Annotated in this window: 14 protein-coding genes; 6 read left to right on the top strand and 8 right to left on the bottom strand. The window is 50.2% G+C overall.

Annotated elements, in window-relative coordinates; all coding sequences use genetic code 11:
* Nucleotides 1-2 precede the first annotated feature (2 nt).
* Both Pan241w_RS25100 and Pan241w_RS25095 read right to left on the bottom strand, forming a co-directional pair.
* Nucleotides 3-815, bottom strand: a complete 813-nt coding sequence (locus tag Pan241w_RS25100; protein WP_145221234.1) for a class I SAM-dependent methyltransferase — start codon at nucleotides 813-815, stop codon at nucleotides 3-5.
* A gap of 458 nt (nucleotides 816-1,273) precedes the next feature.
* Nucleotides 1,274-2,641, bottom strand: coding sequence for a hypothetical protein (locus Pan241w_RS25095; protein ID WP_145221231.1), 1,368 nt, complete (start codon nucleotides 2,639-2,641; stop codon nucleotides 1,274-1,276).
* A gap of 389 nt (nucleotides 2,642-3,030) precedes the next feature.
* Between Pan241w_RS25095 and Pan241w_RS25090 the strand changes: the two genes are divergently transcribed.
* From Pan241w_RS25090 to Pan241w_RS25070, 5 genes are all read left to right on the top strand, one after another.
* The gene (locus Pan241w_RS25090; RefSeq protein ID WP_145221228.1) at nucleotides 3,031-3,852 is read left to right on the top strand and encodes a sugar phosphate isomerase/epimerase family protein; all 822 of its coding nucleotides are present in this window, start codon (nucleotides 3,031-3,033) and stop codon (nucleotides 3,850-3,852) included.
* A 555-nt stretch (nucleotides 3,853-4,407) separates the two neighbouring features.
* On the top strand, nucleotides 4,408-4,665 hold the full coding sequence (locus Pan241w_RS25085; protein ID WP_198000577.1) for a hypothetical protein: 258 nt from the start codon (nucleotides 4,408-4,410) through the stop codon (nucleotides 4,663-4,665).
* Nucleotides 4,666-4,915: 250 nt separating this feature from the next.
* A complete protein-coding gene (locus tag Pan241w_RS25080; RefSeq protein WP_145221225.1) occupies nucleotides 4,916-6,817 on the top strand; it encodes a transglutaminase domain-containing protein in 1,902 nt (633 codons plus the stop codon).
* A gap of 214 nt (nucleotides 6,818-7,031) precedes the next feature.
* On the top strand, nucleotides 7,032-8,384 hold the full coding sequence (gene hflX / locus Pan241w_RS25075) for a GTPase HflX (RefSeq protein ID WP_145221222.1): 1,353 nt from the start codon (nucleotides 7,032-7,034) through the stop codon (nucleotides 8,382-8,384).
* A 227-nt stretch (nucleotides 8,385-8,611) separates the two neighbouring features.
* Nucleotides 8,612-10,798, top strand: a complete 2,187-nt coding sequence (locus Pan241w_RS25070; protein ID WP_198000140.1) for a tetratricopeptide repeat protein — start codon at nucleotides 8,612-8,614, stop codon at nucleotides 10,796-10,798.
* A 47-nt stretch (nucleotides 10,799-10,845) separates the two neighbouring features.
* Here Pan241w_RS25070 and Pan241w_RS25065 read toward each other — a convergent pair whose 3' ends face one another.
* The gene (locus Pan241w_RS25065; protein ID WP_145221217.1) at nucleotides 10,846-11,829 is read right to left on the bottom strand and encodes a ParB/RepB/Spo0J family partition protein; all 984 of its coding nucleotides are present in this window, start codon (nucleotides 11,827-11,829) and stop codon (nucleotides 10,846-10,848) included.
* Between the two features lie 408 nt (nucleotides 11,830-12,237).
* Nucleotides 12,238-14,067, bottom strand: coding sequence for an ArnT family glycosyltransferase (locus Pan241w_RS25060; protein ID WP_145221214.1), 1,830 nt, complete (start codon nucleotides 14,065-14,067; stop codon nucleotides 12,238-12,240).
* Between the two features lie 282 nt (nucleotides 14,068-14,349).
* Between Pan241w_RS25060 and Pan241w_RS25055 the strand changes: the two genes are divergently transcribed.
* A complete protein-coding gene (locus Pan241w_RS25055) occupies nucleotides 14,350-14,658 on the top strand; it encodes a hypothetical protein (protein WP_198000139.1) in 309 nt (102 codons plus the stop codon).
* Between the two features lie 132 nt (nucleotides 14,659-14,790).
* On the opposite strand, the gene Pan241w_RS25050 is transcribed toward Pan241w_RS25055, so the two are convergent.
* The 4 genes from Pan241w_RS25050 to Pan241w_RS25035 all read right to left on the bottom strand — a co-directional run bounded on the left by Pan241w_RS25050 (nucleotide 14,791) and on the right by Pan241w_RS25035 (nucleotide 18,491).
* Nucleotides 14,791-15,618 carry a hypothetical protein gene (locus tag Pan241w_RS25050; protein ID WP_145221211.1) on the bottom strand — a complete coding sequence of 276 codons (828 nt, stop codon included), beginning with the start codon at nucleotides 15,616-15,618 and terminating at the stop codon, nucleotides 14,791-14,793.
* Nucleotides 15,619-15,676: 58 nt separating this feature from the next.
* Nucleotides 15,677-16,282, bottom strand: coding sequence for an ATP-dependent Clp endopeptidase proteolytic subunit ClpP (gene clpP, locus Pan241w_RS25045; RefSeq protein ID WP_145221208.1), 606 nt, complete (start codon nucleotides 16,280-16,282; stop codon nucleotides 15,677-15,679).
* A gap of 74 nt (nucleotides 16,283-16,356) precedes the next feature.
* On the bottom strand, nucleotides 16,357-16,989 hold the full coding sequence (locus Pan241w_RS25040) for a ClpP family protease (RefSeq protein WP_145221205.1): 633 nt from the start codon (nucleotides 16,987-16,989) through the stop codon (nucleotides 16,357-16,359).
* A gap of 440 nt (nucleotides 16,990-17,429) precedes the next feature.
* Nucleotides 17,430-18,491, bottom strand: coding sequence for a DUF1559 family PulG-like putative transporter (locus tag Pan241w_RS25035; protein ID WP_232107270.1), 1,062 nt, complete (start codon nucleotides 18,489-18,491; stop codon nucleotides 17,430-17,432).
* Nucleotides 18,492-18,584: the final 93 nt, after the last annotated feature.

Here is an 18,584-nt window from a genome sequence, read left to right as displayed (position 1 = left end):
TTTCAAACGAAGGGTAATCGTCCCCAGGCCTGTACGACGCGGGGGACTCCTGTCAGGGTTCGTTCGTCGTCGGCGTACTCGTTAAGCTCTCTGACAATCTGAGCGATTTCTTCTGTAGTCGCGAGCTGATCTGCCAGTACTGTGTCGGCGATGTTTTCCATCGTCAGGCCATTGAGCCGTTTCACATCGCCGGTGAGTCCGGTTGGCTGGACAACGGAAACCTGAATCGCTTCCAGGCCGCACTCTTTCATAATCAGCGGCAGCCGTTGCCCCATATTCGGATCACCGCCTCTATTTCGCACGACCGTACAATAGAGATCGTAAAACTTTTGAAAGGCTCGGGATTCAGGGTAAGCAAAGGAGCCACTGAAGTCGATATCTTCCAGAGCGAGAATGCCGCCAGGACGCAGTTGCCGCAAGAACGATTTGACCGCACCGAGCGGATCACTCAGATGAGTCAGCAGAAACCGTGAATAGACAACGTCAAATTCAGGAGCTCTCAGGGCTTCACAGAGATCCGACAAACGAAACTCGATATTTTTAATCGCTGCCTGTTGCGATTCTTCGCGGGCGATTTCGATTTTGGTGGCATCGATATCAGTCCCCACGGCTTTTCCCGCCGGCGCGACACGGCTGGCAAGCTCACGGGTAACATCACCGCCGCCACAACCGACGTCCAGACATGTCTGACCGCCAGTCAGTTCCAGCCGATCGAGCAGCGATCCCGTACTTTCATGCATCACGCGCGCCAAAATTCGTAAACGCTCCCGGCCTTCAATACCGCCTCGAATCACATAGTGCTTCGAATTGTCCATCAATGCCTCCCGACAAGTTCTCGAAAAAAGATTGCCTGCTTTTCACTACGCCTGTAACGCAGAAAATGACTGGTGATAACCAGAGCCATCTAACTTTTTATGGGAGAGTTCGCGAAAGATACCAGTTGATTTCCGAATACCTGGATGGGTTCGCTTTCTGGCTTTCTTACCAGGTCGCGTTTCTTAATTCGAATAGGTCTTTTCAAATGGTGAGAAACCGGGGCTAACGCCCTTCGGCTAATCAGTCATTTCGGCTGGCATAGTCTTAAAACAAGATCAGTCGCACGGCGTTGGCCGCGGTTCGAACCAAACTGGGTTAGGTTGCGGTCTTGGGAATCACATTCAAAACAATCAATTAATGCTACCTGGCAATACAAAAAGGGCGGCTGATCCAAGATCAACCGCCCTCTCGCAGTTTCAATTTTCAGTTGCTGAAAACTCTTCTGGCTTCACTTTGACTAGTTGCTGACACAAGTCTTGGGAGCAGGAGCAGTACATGTCTTTGGCGCGGGGCAACAGACAGTGACTGGTACTTTCCGACATACTTGTCTCGGCACACATCGTGTTTTGGTAACACAAACCGTTCGTGGTACACATTTCGTTCGCGTAACATACCGTGTGCAGCAAACCTGCTGACAGGTAGTGTAAGGAACTTTACGGGTACAGGTTTTTTGCTCATAGCTGCAGGTCGTGTAAGGAACCTTGCGGGTCCGACATTCTGAAACCATGGTGCAAGTGGTGTAAGGAACCTGTTTCGTTACGCATTCTTCTTTCCAGCAGCAAGTGGTGTAAGGTACCTTGCGGGTGCGGCACTCACGGACCATTTTGCAGGTGGTGTAAGGAACCTTCTTGGTTCGGGTTTCGCACTCATAACGAACGCAGGTGTAAGGTACACGTTTGGTAATCGTGCAGGGAACTCGCTCACATACTGTGTAAGGAACCCGTTCGGTTTTGCACTCGCGTTGATAAGTTGTGCAGCAGACTTTTCGGGTGACCGTCTTGGGACACCAGATTCGTCGGCAAATTGTTGTGCCGGGGCACTGTACTTTGACTGTTTTGCAGCAACCTGGCTTGTAGATCGGGCAGCATGAGCTGCAATCGTATTCCCAGGTTCCTGGTTCACAGACACATTTTTCAACAACCGGACCGGGGCAATGCTCGGTGACTGTTTTCCATTCGCCACAGCAGACTTCGACGTCGTGCCAGGTGTGAACGGGCTTGCAGACAGTACGGCATACATCTCGGTAACAGGTCTTGTAATTCGTTTTGTAAATGGTGCAGCAAACGTCACGGTAGTGTGTTTCACAAATCGGGCGTCTGACGTTGTAGCACACATCTCGGTAGCAAGTGTTGTAAACCGGCTTGCAGACTGTGTAGCAGACATCGCGATAGCAGGTGTTGTACACGGGCCGTCTGCGTTTACAGGTTACAGTGCGGTAGCAGGTTTTGTAGACCGGCTTGCAGACTTTGTAGCAGACATCACGGTAGCAGGTTTGGTAAACAGGCTTGCAAACCGTATAGCATTCATCACGGTAGCAGGTCTTGTATACGTTTTTGGTGTATTGCACGGGAACTTTTTCGCAGACCGTATCATACACTGTTTTTTGACAGGTGTAGTTCTGCTTTTCCCATACGGTTTCAACAACAGTTTTGTAGCAGGTACTTGAGCATTCTTTGGCAGCACAGTAATCGCCACAAGAAGTACATGCTTCTGTGGGGCAACAATTATAGCTACCTGCTCCCAGGTATCCTGCCTGGGCTTGCTCCCCAAAGCAGGCCATTATCAGAGCGGCCGCCAGAAGGGGAATCCAGGTTGCGTTTTTCATTGGTCTATTCCTCTACATGATAATTTCAGCAAACAAAATTGAAATCTGGAAACAGTTAGAATCTACTTCGTCACTAAACTTGCCCCTGCTTAACCGATAGGCCTATTTATCCACACCTAATCACTTATCCTCTTCTGGTCGGTTACCACAAACCATTCGATCGATACAATCGATACCTGCTCAGAGACCGTTGTTGGTACAGTACTTGTATTCTGGCTGTGATTTGCGACTTACCGATTCCCTGACCACGTCTTAAACCCAATGCCAGTAATCCACAAAAGCTGCTGGAAGATTAGCGGCTAAGACTCGATGAATGGCTGAGTGCCTGCTATTCTCAAAAGCTGGGATGCCTTTTGAATTTTTTTCTATCATTAAAGTGAGATACTTACATGAAGTTTGCCATTTGTCAGGAATTGTTCGTTGACTGGGACTGGGAAAAACAATGTAACCTGATCGCGGAGATTGGCTATAAAGGGATTGAGCTGGCCCCGTTTGCCTTTGCCGATCGACCTGCGGCGATTTCAGCAGATCAACGCAAATCGCTCAAACAAACGGCCGAAAGCCATGGGCTGGAAATCATTGGCCTGCATTGGCTTCTGGCGAAAACGGAAGGACTACATTTGACCACATCTGATTCTGCCGTTCGTCAGAAGACAGCCGATTATCTGGTTGAACTGGGAGATCTGTGTGCGGATCTGGGCGGCGATTTAATGGTTTTTGGCTCGCCATTCCAACGCAATGTTGAAGAGGGCATGTCGCGGGCGCAGGCTTATGAAAACGCGGCGGAAGTGTTCCGAAACTGTCTGCCTGCGATTGCAGAACGAGGTGTGCGAATCTGCATGGAACCATTAACCACCAAAGAAACCGACTTTGTAAACACCTGTGCGGACGCAATGGAGTTGATCGACAAGGTGGGAGCCGAGAATTTTGTGTTGCACCAGGACGTGAAAGCCATGTTGGGAGCAGAAACAGAATCGATTCCGGAACTCATTCATAAGTATGCCGCCCAGACGGGGCACTTCCATGTGAATGATACCAATCTTCTGGGACCGGGAATGGGGGATACCGAATACCATCCAATCTTCAAAGCGCTGAAGGAAAGTGGTTATCAAGGATGGATTTCAGTCGAAGTTTTTGACTACGAACCGGGCGCGGAACATATCGCGCGCGAAAGTTTTCGTTACATGAAAGAGGTCTGGGAAAGCGTCTAAAACCCTCTAATCAAGCGATGAAGCAAAAAAAAATTCGAAAACGTAAAAAAAAATCTCCCCCCTTTTTTGCATCATTTTAAAAACGAAACGAAGCTTCTTTTACGAGCGATGCAAACAGACAAATTGATTTAGTAAAATTGATAGAGGTCGGTTTAGTGCTACTATAGTAGTGTTAAATCGACCTCTTGTTTTTTAACGAATCGAACAGAGACAACAAATTCATTTTGTTTTCTGCGCACTTTTACTTTTAAACGCAAAGTACGCGAAGCTTTACAGCAAGCTTAAAACGCGCAAATAATGAATAAATGGCTTGCAGAATTTTTGGAAATATTTACGATGATTGCCAATAAATAGATGTAAGTCCTTATTGCGTAATGAGTGTCAATTAAAAAAATCATTTGATTGAAAAATCATTCATTTTCAACGAGGGCGAACATCGGGGTTTGTCAAGGTTGACAAGCTCAATTCTTATTCGTTGTGGCAGACCTTTGCCGACTTATAGCCCGGAGCCAGCGGCAAGGCAGCCCTCGTTTAACTCTCAAAGGAGGATTTGCGGTGGCAAAGAAAAAGGCAAAGAAAAAAGCAGCACCAAAGAAAAAAGCAGTGAAAAAGAAAGCTGCTAAGAAGAAAGCAGCTCCAAAGAAAAAAGCAGTGAAAAAGAAAGCTGCTAAAAAGAAAGCTGCTCCCAAAAAGAAAGCTGCTAAGAAAAAAGCCGCCCCAAAGAAAAAGGCAGCAAAGAAAAAAGCAGTAAAGAAGAAAGCAGCACCAAAGAAAAAAGCTGCTAAGAAAAAAGCCGCTAAAAAGAAGAAATAAGTTCTCTCTTTAGCTGCTGAAATCAACAAGCCATAACGAGTAAGAAGCGATCGTCATTTCGATCGCTTCTTCTATTTCTGCCTCTCGCTAAGTCGAATTCTCTCATTCGAAGTGCCTGTATGGCCTGAGTTTATAACATATACATTAGGGCAGTTTTCTGTGGCTCGTACTGGAACACCAACTTCAATTCAAGCTACAATATGATTCAGTCTCCCTGTCAACTTTCAATTGACTAAAAAGAGTCCCTGCATTGAATCAAACCAGCAAAGACGGAACCGTAAAACCGAAACGGAAGCTTTGGCGAACCCGGTTTAAAATGGCGCGAAAGACCTCTGCGTTTGCGCCGCGGGTTGCAGCTGACGAAGTATGTATTCCAGATCTCTCTGACGACGAATTACAACACTGGGGAGAATACATCCTGCTCTCCGATGCGACGTCGGTTCTGCATCGCGATGGAACCATTACCAGACGCGCGCATAATATAACCAAGCTATACGCAAACGAATTATTGGCGCAATGGGATGAAGTCTATCGCTTTTATGATCGAAACACATCGCTGCATAAAATCCAGACCGCGAAAGTTTATCTTCCCGACGGCAGTGTGAGGAAAGCGAAGAAAGTCGTTCAACCTTATGGGCAGACTTCTCTCAATTTTTATCCACTCCGTCCCGGCGTGACCGTCGAACTTGAGGAACAGCAGGATTTTTTTATTCCCGATCGAATCGCCGCCTGCATGTGGGGACAGGAATATTTACAGTTTGCGATTCCCTGCCGACGACTGAGATTTACCGTTGCGATTGCCGAACCGTTTTCGCTGGATTACAAATTACATCGAACTGACGCAGAACCGCGAACATGGAAACAGGGGAGCTATCAGGTTTATCAGTGGGACCTGCACGACATCCCCGGTTATGAAACCGATGATGGCACTCCTCATCCGCGCGATGTTCTTCCCTGGATCGATATCACCACACTTGCCTCCTGGAAGCCGATCACAAAATTCTACGTCAAGGATCTGGAACCTCCTGCCAGGACACCACCCCAGATTCAAAAACTGGCAGAGGAACTTGCCAGCGATGATCAATCCACAGAGGACAAAATCTATTCGGTTTACAAATACAGTTCTGAAGACGTTCGCTATGGCAGGCACCCCAACGAACTGAACCTTGAGAAAACCCGCGAAATGGGATTGATGCTGGAGGACATGCGCGGGGATTGCAAAGACAAATCTTCGTTGATGGTTTCCATGCTCAGGCATCTGGGAATCGAAGCATCGATTGCCATTTTATTGACACGGATGAATGGCTCTGTCTCATTTTTGCCAGGAGCACGTTTTGACCATGCGATCGTCTGTGTGACTTTGGAAAACGGAGATCGTCTCTGGTTGGATCCAGCCGGGGGCCCCGTCACGTTTAAAGACATCCCTTATAATGATCAGGGGACACAAGCACTGCTCTTGAATTCTGAAGGAGGCGAGCTGACAACGATTCCAGAAGGTGGACCTCAAAGTCAGCAGGTCAGTCGCACTTGTGAAGGTTTTTTATCAGAAGACTGTAGTTACCAATTCACGGCTGAAGTCAGAACGTCCGGCGATACGGCAATGGAGTTGCGATTAAAATATATGTATCGCAATCAAGAGTCGACGGTGCTGACGCTGGAAAAAGAACTGGCGTCCCACTTGACCGGCGCCAGAATTGAATCGCCGCAGTTTATTAATCTGAAAGATATTTCGCGGGATGTCAGTTACAGTTATCAGACGACGCTTGATCAATGGTCGCGACAGATTGATGAAATTATTTTATTTCGCATTCCCTGGCTTGGCTCGATGCAAACGGCGGGCGTGGTCAATGTTCAAAAAAGGACGTCCGCTTTACAAACCCCGAATCCGATTCGCTTCACCGACGAGCACAAAATTAAAATTCCTTCCGGCTATCAAGGTTACGGGTTACCTTACGAGCACAATCTCGAGTGCGCATGGGGCCGCTATCAGGCGACCGTCTATGTGGAGAATTCGCATTTGATCTGCCAGCGCGAAGTCGATCATCGGGGAGGCATCGTCTTCGAAGATCAGTACCCGGAATTCAAAAAATACTGGGAAGCCTGCACCCGCGCGGATGCGCTGGATGTCGTTTTAATGAAAACGCCCTCTTAAACATTTGTATCTACACTCACTTCTCAAGTCTGAGCAGAGTGCCGGTTTCACCAAAACATGGTATAACCTGAACTTACCGCCACGAATTGGTGTCAGGAGAGATAAATAGCCTATTCTCCCCTGGATAACCTGTTAAAATGGAGAGTAGGAGCAGGGACACGAAGCTGGTCCCCTTTTCACTCTCCCCCAATTAAATAGATAAGGTTGAACCTCCTTGGCGGATCCAAAACGAGAAGAACTACAAGTCAAAGCAAAACGAGCCATTCTGGTCTCTGTGATTTCCCCTTCCAGCCATATAGAAAAAGATCAGGCACTTGATGAATTAAAAGGACTCGTCGAAACAGCCGGCGTCAAAGTGGTCGGCACGCTCGTTCAGAATCGAGAGCAGCCTCATCCGGCCACTTGTCTTGGCAAAGGCAAGCTCGAAGAACTCAAGCAGATGGTGAAGCACGTCGATGCCGAACTCATCGTTTTTGATAATAATCTTTCTCCTTCACAGGGTAGGAATATTGAAGAAGAGACCGGGACCGTCATTGTGGATCGCAGTGAACTGATTCTGGATATCTTTGCCACTCACGCCAAAACCTACGAAGCCAAGTTGCAGGTCGAGTTGGCTCAGCTACTTTACTTCCGTCCCCGGTTGAAGCGTCTGTGGACTCACTTGGAACGCATCGAAGGGGGTGTCGGCGCGGGCCGTGGTCCTGGTGAAAAGCAGCTGGAAACCGACCGTCGACTGTTAGACAAACGAGTCGCTGAACTAAAGCGGAAGCTTTCGGAAGTAGAACGCCGCCGTGAGCGGACCGTGTCGCATCGATTTCAGCACTTGACCGTTTCACTTGTGGGATACACAAACGCGGGTAAGAGCACCCTGATGAATGCGCTCACAGGAGCCGACGTCTATATTGCTGACAAATTATTTGCCACGTTGGATACTCGCACCCGACGTTGGGAGCTTCCACATTGGGGAGAAATTTTGCTCAGTGATACAGTCGGGTTCGTTCGAGACCTGCCGCACCATCTGGTCGCTTCGTTCAAATCGACGCTGGAAGAAGCGAGACAGGCAGACCTGTTATTGCACGTGGTCGACTCCAGTAATCCGGAGGTGGAACACCATATCAAAACGGTCAATCAGGTTCTGGATGAAATTGGGATCGACTACAAAAATGCGATCCTGGTCTTTAACAAAACGGACAAGGTTGAAGACAGATCGAAGCTCGATGTGCTGCGTCTCAAATACGAAAACGCAATCAGTGTGAGCGCGGTTTCAGGCGAAGGACTGGACCGTCTGTCTCAAGCGGTGATTGACCGCTTGGCTTCCGGGTATGTGATCATCGAAGTTGAAACGCCCGTCGGAAATGGAAAGTTACTGTCGCAACTGGAAGATCATTCGTTGATCTTGTCCAGGGAATATTCAAGCGATGACTCTCGTGTCACTGTCGAGACGCGTATCGCGCGACGGTTCCTGCCACTTCTAAAATTGAGTGAAGAGACCGAGTTGAGAGTGAAAGGCGAAGAGCAGCCGGTGCCTGAAGATTTTGTACCAGAAGAAACACCCCATGAAGTCTGATTCTGTTTCCTGCTCTGGTTGCTTTCACACTTCCCGAAAATTGTGTATTACAGAAGTAGCGAAATACACATTCTCCAGATTGAGCAAAGTGAGTTGTATTTTCGCAAGGTGACCTCCTGCTTCGGAACCAAATCTGACGGCGGAGACTTGACTCGAAGATGCGAAAAGAGACCATTCGAAATCAACCAGACAGACATTCTGAGATAGACAGACAAAGCATTAGCGCGATGAAGAAACGATGGATTTACGGCGTCATCATATTCCTGAGTATCACATCGATTGGCTTAGCCATTGACTGGTGGTCTGGTCTTCCGGAGGGTGAGCAGGCAACCTATGTCGGTCGTCAAACCTGTTTTGAATGCCATCAGAAAGAAGCCGCACTCTGGAAAAAATCAGATCACGATCTGGCGATGAACCCGGCCACTCCCGAATTCGTACTGGGGGATTTCAACGATACCGAACTGGAGCACTTCGGCATCACGTCCACGATGACCCATCAAGGCGACAAATATTTTGTGACCACGCAAGGACCCGATGGCAAGCGAGACCGGTTTGAAGTCAAGTATGTGATCGGCGTCCATCCGCTACAGCAATATCTGGCGGATCTGGGACGCGGCAAAATTCAGGTCTTACCAGTGACCTGGGACACCGAACAGAAACGCTGGTACTATGCCAGTCCTGACGAACCGTTTGGCCCGGATGATCCGTTGCACTGGACCGGTTCTGCCCAGAACTGGAATCACATGTGTGCCGAATGCCACACCACAGACTGGTCCAAAAATTATGATGTTGCTTCCGACACTCATAACTTTTCGTTTTCTGAAATGCGCGTCAGCTGTGAAGCCTGTCACGGTCCCGGTTCGATTCATGTGAAACTGGCCAACTCAAAGTCCCTGTTCTGGGATCGACACTATGGATATGGTCTGGCCAAACTCAAAGGGAAAGATGCGACCGCGCAACTCGAGAGTTGTGCTCCCTGCCATTCACACCGCAGGCACGTTGCCCCCGGACATACACCCTTGGATCGGTTTCACGACCACTATGCACTCTCTCTACTGGAAGACCATCTGTACCATCCAGACGGGCAGATCAACGAAGAGGTGTATGTCTTCGGATCTTTCACGCAAAGTAAGATGTATCGCAAAGGGGTCCGCTGCACCGATTGCCACGACCCGCATTCCTTAAAACTCAAATTCCCCGGCAACAAACTTTGTACTCAGTGTCACCTCGAAGCCAAGTATGATGTTCCCAGTCACCACCACCATAAAGTGGGCAGCACAGGGGCAGCGTGTGTCGAATGCCACATGCCTTCCAAGACCTACATGGTGGTTGACCCCCGACGGGATCACAGTCTGCGGATTCCACGCCCCGATCTGACAGTCAAACTGGGTACTCCCAATGCCTGTAATCAATGTCACACCAAGGCCGACGAAACTCCAGAATGGGCGGCGAAGGCCGTCGATAAATGGTACGGCACCAAGCGGCGCGATGATCCACACTACGGCGAAATCCTGGCAGCGGGCCGTGCAGGGAAACCGGAAGCCGAGCGGGCCCTCATCAAACTGACACGCGAAAAAGAAGTCGGGCCGATAGTCCGCGCCACCGCGGTTTCGTTATTAGCCACCCGCTACCATACTCCCGAGAGCCGAAAGGTTGTCGAACGGTCTTTGAAGTCCAAAGAAGAACTCGTTCGCCTGGCGGCCCTGCGTGGGTTTGAAGGCTGGACTCCCAGTTCCCGGGAGGAAGCAAATGATATCGGCAAGCTACTCGCCAAAGGACTGACTGATTCCTCGCGGGGGGTGAGAAGCGAAGTCGCGCGAATTCTTTCGTCGCTCCCGATTCTACCGGACACCAAACAGAACCAAAGGTCATTGAAAGACGCGCTGGAAGAATACAAGGCGGGCTTACTGGCGGACGGTGACCAGACCGGCTCCCACATGAGCCTGGGAATTCTATACGCGAATCAGGGGGATCTCAAAAAAGCCGAACAGGAATTCCGGACGGCAATCAAGCTGGCCCCCGCAGTTGCTGGTCCGCGATCGAACCTGGCACAGCTTCTCGAACAGCAGGGACGGACGGAAGAAGCCAGAGAACTGCGCAGCAAAGAAGCTGAGCTTCTGGCCCGCGATGCCAAACTCCTGCCCGAGAATGCACTGCTGCAATACCGCCTGGGTCTGCTCTACTATCTGCTGGGGCGGGAAGACGAAGCAGTGACGACACTCAAGAAAGCCTGCGAGCTGGAACCGCAGTCTGCTGACTTCCGCTTGATGCTGACATTGCTTTATGAAAAACAGCAGAACTGGACGCAGGCCTTGGAGTCGGTCGATACGCTGCTGCAATTGCAGCCAAGTAATCCGACCTTCCGGCATATCAAATTGAACCTGCAACAAAAAGCAAACCCGAAAGGCAAGTGACGCATTTCGGGTTCGCCGCTGAATTGCTTCTGGATTCGTGGATCGTCTCAGGCAGACTTCCGAAGAACTCCGGTGATCCGCTCAAAGGTTTCGTTGGAATCGAAGGGGATCAGAATCTGTCCCGAGTGATCGGTCTTGAGTTTGATCTCGACCTGGGCTCCCAGAATTTCGCGAAGCTGCTGTTGCAGGTCTACCAGGTGGTTGGTCATCTGGGGCGCTTCCGTGGTCTTCTTGGTATTCTCAAAGGGAACGGTGTCTGCTTCCCCTTTCAGGATCTTACGGACCTCCGCCTCGGTCTTGCGAACGGAGAGTGACTCCGACTGGATCTGCTCACACAGAGAGATCTGACGTTGCTCGTCCAGACTCAACAAGGTGCGTGCATGACCGGCAGAAATCTTTTCCGCCTGCAGTGCCTGTTTGACTGGTTCGGCCAGATCGAGCAGACGGATCATATTATTGACGGTCGACCGGTCGAGGCTGAGCCGTTGAGCGAGTTGCTCAATCGTACTGTCAAACTGACTCAGGTAGTTCTTGAAAGCCTGGGCCTTTTCGAGAACATTCAGGTCTTTCCGTTTGAGGTTCTCCTCAATGGCGACTTCACAAACCTGTCGCTCTTCCAGATTCAGCACACGGCAGGGAACGGTTTTCAAGCCAGCTTCACGGGCCGCCTTCAACCGCCGCTCACCGGCGATCAACTGGTAGGCTCCGTCAAATGGACGCACCAGCAACGGTTGCAGAACGCCATGTTGACGAATACTGCCTTCCAGTTCCTTCAGAGAATCTGCTGCGAAATCCTGACGAGGCTGGTAGGGGTTTCGTTCAATCAGGTCGACGTCGATCTGATCCTGTTCGGCTGGCACGAAAACTTCCGCTGATTCTCCGGTCGCACCTTCACCTTGGTTATCTGATTCCGAATCCGCACCACGCCCTAATAGTGCATTCAGGCCGCGTCCCAATCTGCGACGAGGGGCACCTGGGGTTTCTGATTGTTCAGCGGGATTGTCGGTTGGGTTTTGATTTTGATCATCCATAACGTTTTTTTCTCACAATGAAACTGCCTGACAAAATAGAGTATGACACGAGGCGCGGGGATTCTATTTTGATTTGCCATTTGAGGCAAGAGGGTTTTGTGGAGCGCGTTTCATGGAATCACAGGAACAGCATACGACAGGGATGTACTATTATCGTTCTCTCTGTGACTGTAGGAAGGGGACCGAATGGGGTAGGCAATCGAGTCTCCTGAATTGACTTCAATGGGTGTTCCACGTGGAACGCCTACCTTGCCAAACCTGCTTTGTGCGGTACAGCCTCACTGGTTCATGTTCGATTTTCTTTTCCAGGTGAGACTGATTCAATTTGAACGGCAGGTTGGGCCGGCAATCGAGTCTCCTGAATTGACTTCAATGGGTGTTCCACGTGAAACACCTACCTTGCCAAATCTACTTTGCGCGGTACAACCTCACTGGTTCGCTTTCGTTTTTCTTTCCCAGGTGAGACTGGTTCAGTCTGACGAGCAGGCTGGGCGTGTAATCGTATGACTTGACCAATTCAAATCGATCACGGACCGGGTCGAACTTCTTTTGGAATTCCGTATCAGCGGCCGCGTGTGGCCCCGCGATCAGATAGACGGGTACATTCGCAGGACGTGAATCCAGAAAGTGAAAATCAGCCACAGGACCAGTCAGCTGATGTCCTTGTGACTTGAGATTGAAAAACAGTCCCGGCTCGGCGTAGATGTAGAGAATGGAATCCGAGGCGGAAGAGCCACGCTCCGACTTGAGATCAGCGAGCATGTTCCGGGCAATGATGGCCAGACCGTCGCGCGGTTTCCAGGCCGCCACCGTCCAAGGTTTGAAGCTCACAACCAGAATCAGGGTGAATACAACAACCGCGACTCCCGGTAGAACCGCGGCCAGACTCTTCGATGGTTTCGCTGTCTGCGTGTTAGATGAGAACAGAGTCCCAATGCAGCGCTGTTCCAGCCAGCCAGCAAAAGCCGCGGCACCCAACCAGGCCGACATCGTCAACGGAATCGTCAGTCGCGGATACGGATAATAAAGGGGTGTTGCCAATAGCAATCCACAGAACCAGGCTGCCAGCAACCAGGCTGCGAGAGACTGATTCACGGCGGGGGATGGCGATTCAGTTTGCACCCCCTCTTCTCCTCCCTGCACCAGACGGAATGAGCCGCCAGCAAAAAACAGCTGCAGAAATATCCCGGCAACAGCCAGCAGACCAAGTACCGGACTGACCCCGATCAGAGCGGCTCCCAAGAGCGGCAGGGCAGCCAGCACACCTCCCAGAATGGGATTCCACGTGAAACGCGTTTTTCCCGATTCCGATTTCTTGGAGTCAGCTGTCATATTTCTTGATGTGAACCAGCGAACGAACAGCAGGCAGAGGATCAGACTCACCAGACCGATACCCGCAATGTTCGATGTTCCTTCCAGCAGACGATGGTTCTGCAGCTGTCTTGTGAAGGAATCATACCAGCCGGAAAATCCAACCACATACCGACTGTGATTTGCCGCGACCACCGAATAGCCGCCCCACTTTTGAAGTCCGATTAAAACTGGCAACCAGACCAGAAACGCGATGCCTGTGATCACTGCCCAGCGGAGCAGCAATGTTGTCTTGTGACTCAACTGATGTCGGTAAATCAGAAGCCAGGGGATCAGACCGGAGAGTCCGACCGCCAACGGCAGCCAGCCGTTGTATTTGATGGCCCACCCTGCTCCGATGGTGATGCCCGCCAGAACAGGCCACTTCCATCCAGGAGAAACATCGCTCTTCCAGATCAGGTAGACCCCCAGTAAGAGACAGAAGCCGAGCCCCACATCGGTCAACGCAGCCCGGCTATAGATCAGATGCAGATCACTCAAGCTGGCCAGACTGGCAGCCACCAGTCCTGCTGCGGAACCAAACCAGTTTCGCGCCACCCACCAGACCACAGGCACGGTCAATATCCCCAGCAACAGAGAAGGCAGGAACGTACCCCAGGAACCGCTGCCCAGAAAAATCATCGACCATTCAATCAGAAACGGGAACAAAGGTGGCGCGTAATAATAGCGTCCCGGATACTCGGCCCCCTGCTCTATGCCGAACCACAAATTCGAAGCATAGACGCCTTCGTCAAAATGCTCGATGGCGTCGCCGGAGAGGAATAGACATCGCAGCAGGCATCCGATCAAAATGATGGCGACAATCGCGATGAGTTCGTGGCGTGGAATCGTTGTGTTATTTCTGGATGTCGGATTGATTGGAGGCACATTCCGCTTTCATCAAATCATGTTATCGTGAGTACAATCGAAGTTTACAAATTCTACAGGAACCGAACTCAAATGCCTATGATTTCATCTGATTCATCTATTATCATAGGAGCTTAGCATAAATCAGCGCACCAGCTGGAAATCGGTCGTTTGGAATTTGTCTTGGATGACTATAATTTCAGTAGTGATGTTATAGAATTTCTGTCAGGATGACAGTGTTGTCTGAATAATATCCTCATACTTCAACTGGACATTTTGAGAGAGAAAAGAGAGATTTCGAGGATGAGCACCCCTGCAAACCTATATGATGAAGCAGTCCAAATCTACGAGAGCGGAAACGTCGAACAAGCCCTGACGAAACTGAAAGAAGTCCTGGCTCTCGATGAGAACTACGTGCTGGCGCATTCGGCAGCTGCCGTCTACAATCAGAAGCTGGGTCACTTTGACGATGCGATTGCTCATGCAACCAAAGTCACCGAGTTAGAGCCTGATGACAAATTTTCATTTCTGCAGCTCTCTGTCATTTGCCAGCGGTGCGGTCGGATTGCGGAAGCAGAAGATGCACTGGCGAAATCACACTCGATGCGATAGTCCGCAGCAAGGGTAAGACGCGAGCAGCCAGAGACAACGCACTCATTTAAAATTCGAGCCCCCCCAAACAAACCAAGCTCTCATCCGGTTTCCCCGATGAGAGCTTTTTATATGTGGTATCTGGAATTGAGACTATTCTTGAATCACGCGGAACGGAGAATCATCCCCCGCTTCTTCCTGTTGCACGTCATCAGTGGGAATGGGTTCGAACGGATTTTCATCTTCTTCGATGACCACACCTGTTTGTTCTTCAAATGAGATGCGCGCGGGTTCGACCGGCGTCAGCTGTTCTCGAGAAGCCTGAGCCACCTTTGATTTCTGAGGCTGATCAACCTGGCTGATTTTCAACGGTGCTTGCGTGTTGAAGATCCGACCATCCTGTGATTTCATACGAACCACCAGTGTCAGATCTTCATTAGAGGGCTGTCGTTGCCAGGGAAGTTCAAAGCGAAACCCGGAGCCAGCAAAGCCGGAGTACCAGTGCGAGCGGACTTCCTGACTATTAAAGTTCCAGATTCCAACACGACGGTTGGCACCGGTCTGACTTAGATCGACGAGCTCCAGTTCCATGTCAGCAGGCAACTTGACCGTTTCTCCGTCGGCATCGTGGGGGGTGATCAGGGTTGTCCAGAGTTCATCGCCTTGTTGGTTATCGAGGTCGACACCGCCCGTCAACAGGCTGTTGACTTTGACGCCAGTCACCTGGTACAGGGCTTTTGTCTGCTCAGGTAGCAAGGTTCCATTGGATGCTTTGACAAGTTGTTTTTGCATTGCCTCGGTCTGATGACGGGCTGTCTCCAGCGCCTGATGCGATTCTTTCAAATCGCGCTGCAATGCAAAAATATTGTCTTCCTGTTCACGCAAGCGGGCTTCCAGCAAATCGGAATTTCCCCGACCTCCACACCCACAAAGAGTGAGAACCAACAATAACGACATCCATGTCGAAAGAGTTTGCTTCATCAGAAATCAATCATAGCAGAAGAATCCTCTTCTGCCTCCTGCTTATCAAAACTAAGATTTATTCTTTGGTGCCTGGTGCTTCGAGATGCTCCAGAACGTTATCAATCAATCCGTAGGCTTTGGCTTCTTCGGAGTCCATGAAGTTATCGCGGTCGGTATCCTGCTCAATTTTTTCCAGAGTCTGACCTGTATGATGCAGCAGAATCTCGTTCAGCCGCCGCTTCATTTTCAAGACTTCTTTGGCGTGAATTTCCAGGTCGGTTGCAGTCCCCTGCATGCCCGCCAGTGGCTGGTGAATCATGATGCGACTGTTGGGCAGTGCGTTCCGTTTTCCTGGAGCGCCCGCGGTCAATAACAGGGCGCCCATACTGGCAGCCTGTCCGATACAATACGTGGCAACATCACATGAGATGTACTGCATCGTGTCATAAATTGCCATTCCCGCGGTGACAGAACCACCGGGTGAATTGATGTAAAAATGAATATCTGCTTCCGGGTCATCAAACTGCAGAAACAAAAGTTGTGCGACCAGACTTTGTGCCACCTGATCATTGACCTGCGATCCCATCATCACGATGCGATCCTGCAGCAGACGACTATAAATATCCATGGCGCGTTCGTCGCGGCCATTCTTTTCGATCACATAGGGAGTAAGGACCGTCATATAACACTCACTTCAATTGATGATAAATTTGATGGTTGATAATCATTCGACAGTGTCTCTGCCGACTCAGTTGATTACTTCTGTTCTTTGTTCTTATCTTCTTTGTCGCGGTCCAGCACTTCGTCTACCAGACCGTATTCAACGGATTCCGCAGAGGTCAGGAAGCGATCGCGGGACGTGTCCAACGCGATTTGATCAATCGATTGCCCGGTGTGGTCTGCCAGGATTTTATTCAAAACTTCGCGTGTATCCAGGATGTCTTTGGCCTGAATTTCAATGTCGGAAACCTGCCCGCCGACTTCACCGTAAGGCTGGTGAATCATCATTTTGGCGTGTGGCAAAATATAGCGTTTATTCTTCTGACCACCGGCAACCAGAATCGCACCGCCACTGGCGGCCAGACCGACACAATAAGTCGCGACATCGCATTCGATGAATTGCATCGTATCGTAGATCGCCATCGTCGATGTCACGGAACCGCCGGGGGAATTGACGTAGAGATGAATATCCTGGTGACGATTTTCGGACTGCAGATAGAGCAGTTTCATCACGATGAGATTCGCACTGGCGTCATTGATGACACTGTCCAGAAAGATGATCCGGTTGTCCAACAGGAGATCACCAATCCCCATCTGACGCTGCTGGGAATAACTTCTGGCACGCTGGTTCGCCTGAGTTGGCATCTGCCCTGATAAGGGGTCGAACATGATATTATCCTGAGATGTAATGGTTATATTTAGTGACTCATCACGAGGTTAAGTCTGGTTTCAAATTCACTTTTCTTTGAACCACGACTATGGCTGTAAACGGTTTGACAGTCAAGTTGTAGCTCACTGATTTCCTGGTGCCTGAAAGGCGGGAAGAGACCACTTTTCCGGACTCCGTGCCGGGGCGCAAAGCGACTCTCCGATAGATTTGCTAATTTTATAACGTTCCATATCCGATTTACCGGTGATTCGTCAAGAGACGTTATACAGAGTTATGTCTCCTCTCTCTTCGGGAACGGTTTTCTTGGTACTGCAAAAGTAAGCTTAGGATCTCTCCATCGCAGCAAAAAGTGTACAAGAAGACATATCTTATTCGAAGCTACAAAAAAACACCAGAGCCCTTTCGATCTCTGGTGTTACTTTGTGGGAACCATGATTCGTTAGAAAGCACTTCCATCAACGGCCCGCTGGTTGTACCGTTGACCGGCGGGGGTCAACAGCCGTGAATACACGCTGGCATCCATCTGTGGTATGAGAGATTTCCCACTGCCATCACAGAAGATCACATTCACGGCACCGCTGGGGTGATTTGAACTGGGTCGCCAGGCCTGTCCTTTTGCCGCGGTCAGATTCGAACAAATGCGTGAGTCGGTGCCGGTAACCGAATTCTTCAGCTCAAATCCAGAGGGCAGACGAAGTGAAGTGCTTCCACTTTGAAAGACACCTTGCATATCCACGCCGAAGCCCAGATTGCCGGTATCCTGATCTGACCAGGCGCCGGCCTGCAGGTTTTCAGAGAGCATCAGGGTTTGGGTCATGCCGTCAGCTTCCGAAATGAAGTCCAGCGACATGCGTGATTCATACGGACGCCAGAAGACGCCGGATGCGAATTTGACCGGGATATCAGCCGTGGTGGAACGGTCTCCATCCAGGCCCCCATCGACGCTGGCAGGATGATGGGCAAAGTCATTTGCCGAATTATAATGGGCTGTGACATAGCCCACATTCACGACATAAGACAACGCACCCGGATCGGAATTAAACTGGTCATCGGGGCAAGTTAAGATGGGAAACCGGGTTTGATTCAAATCTGTGAGTGCTTGAATTTGCGCTGGCGTGGCACCCTCCTGAGCAGCGAGGCTGGCGGTTGCATCCCAGCGTTGACGGAAACGGACCTGATCCAGGAAAGGCAGGACCGTCGTGCACCAGGAGAGGTCATCCCGGTGTGCATTGGCATTGGTTCCATCAGCGTCTGTGACTTTGTTGGGATCAACCAGTAGTGGCAGCTCGGAGTTGGCACCCGATGAAAAGTTGACAACTGCCAGGCCAACGTTCCGCATGTTATTCAGGCATGTAATTTTGCTTGATCCACAACTGGACCGATAAATTGCCGGCAGAGTCAACGACACCAGAATGCTGATGACGACGATCACCACCAGCAGTTCGAGCAGAGAAAACCCGTTTCGTTTTGGTAGTGTGCGTGGGGTACGTTGTTGCTGCATCTCATTCTCCCTCATGGTAAGAGCGCAAAAAAACACCAGGACCCTGAGGCCCTGGTGTCAGTCAGTTTGAACCGTTTTGAGAAAGACTCAAAA

This window comes from Gimesia alba, assembly GCF_007744675.1.
Classification (GTDB): domain Bacteria; phylum Planctomycetota; class Planctomycetia; order Planctomycetales; family Planctomycetaceae; genus Gimesia; species Gimesia alba.
Note: the sequence above shows the minus strand (reverse complement) of the source record. Positions and strands in the feature narration are given on the sequence as shown.

Bases quoted from the DNA above. Each gene is read 5' to 3' on its own strand.
- Pan241w_RS25100 (WP_145221234.1), bottom strand. From the start codon at position 815: ATGGACAATTCGAAGCACTATGTGATTCGAGGCGGTATTGAAGGCCGG.
- Pan241w_RS25095 (WP_145221231.1), bottom strand. From the start codon at position 2,641: ATGAAAAACGCAACCTGGATTCCCCTTCTGGCGGCCGCTCTGATAATG.
- Pan241w_RS25090 (WP_145221228.1), top strand. From the start codon at position 3,031: ATGAAGTTTGCCATTTGTCAGGAATTGTTCGTTGACTGGGACTGGGAA.
- Pan241w_RS25070 (WP_198000140.1), top strand. From the start codon at position 8,612: ATGAAGAAACGATGGATTTACGGCGTCATCATATTCCTGAGTATCACA.
- Pan241w_RS25065 (WP_145221217.1), bottom strand. From the start codon at position 11,829: ATGGATGATCAAAATCAAAACCCAACCGACAATCCCGCTGAACAATCA.
- Pan241w_RS25055 (WP_198000139.1), top strand. From the start codon at position 14,350: ATGAGCACCCCTGCAAACCTATATGATGAAGCAGTCCAAATCTACGAG.
- Pan241w_RS25050 (WP_145221211.1), bottom strand. From the start codon at position 15,618: ATGAAGCAAACTCTTTCGACATGGATGTCGTTATTGTTGGTTCTCACT.
- clpP (WP_145221208.1), bottom strand. From the start codon at position 16,282: ATGACGGTCCTTACTCCCTATGTGATCGAAAAGAATGGCCGCGACGAA.
- Pan241w_RS25040 (WP_145221205.1), bottom strand. From the start codon at position 16,989: ATGTTCGACCCCTTATCAGGGCAGATGCCAACTCAGGCGAACCAGCGT.
- Pan241w_RS25035 (WP_232107270.1), bottom strand. From the start codon at position 18,491: ATGCAGCAACAACGTACCCCACGCACACTACCAAAACGAAACGGGTTT.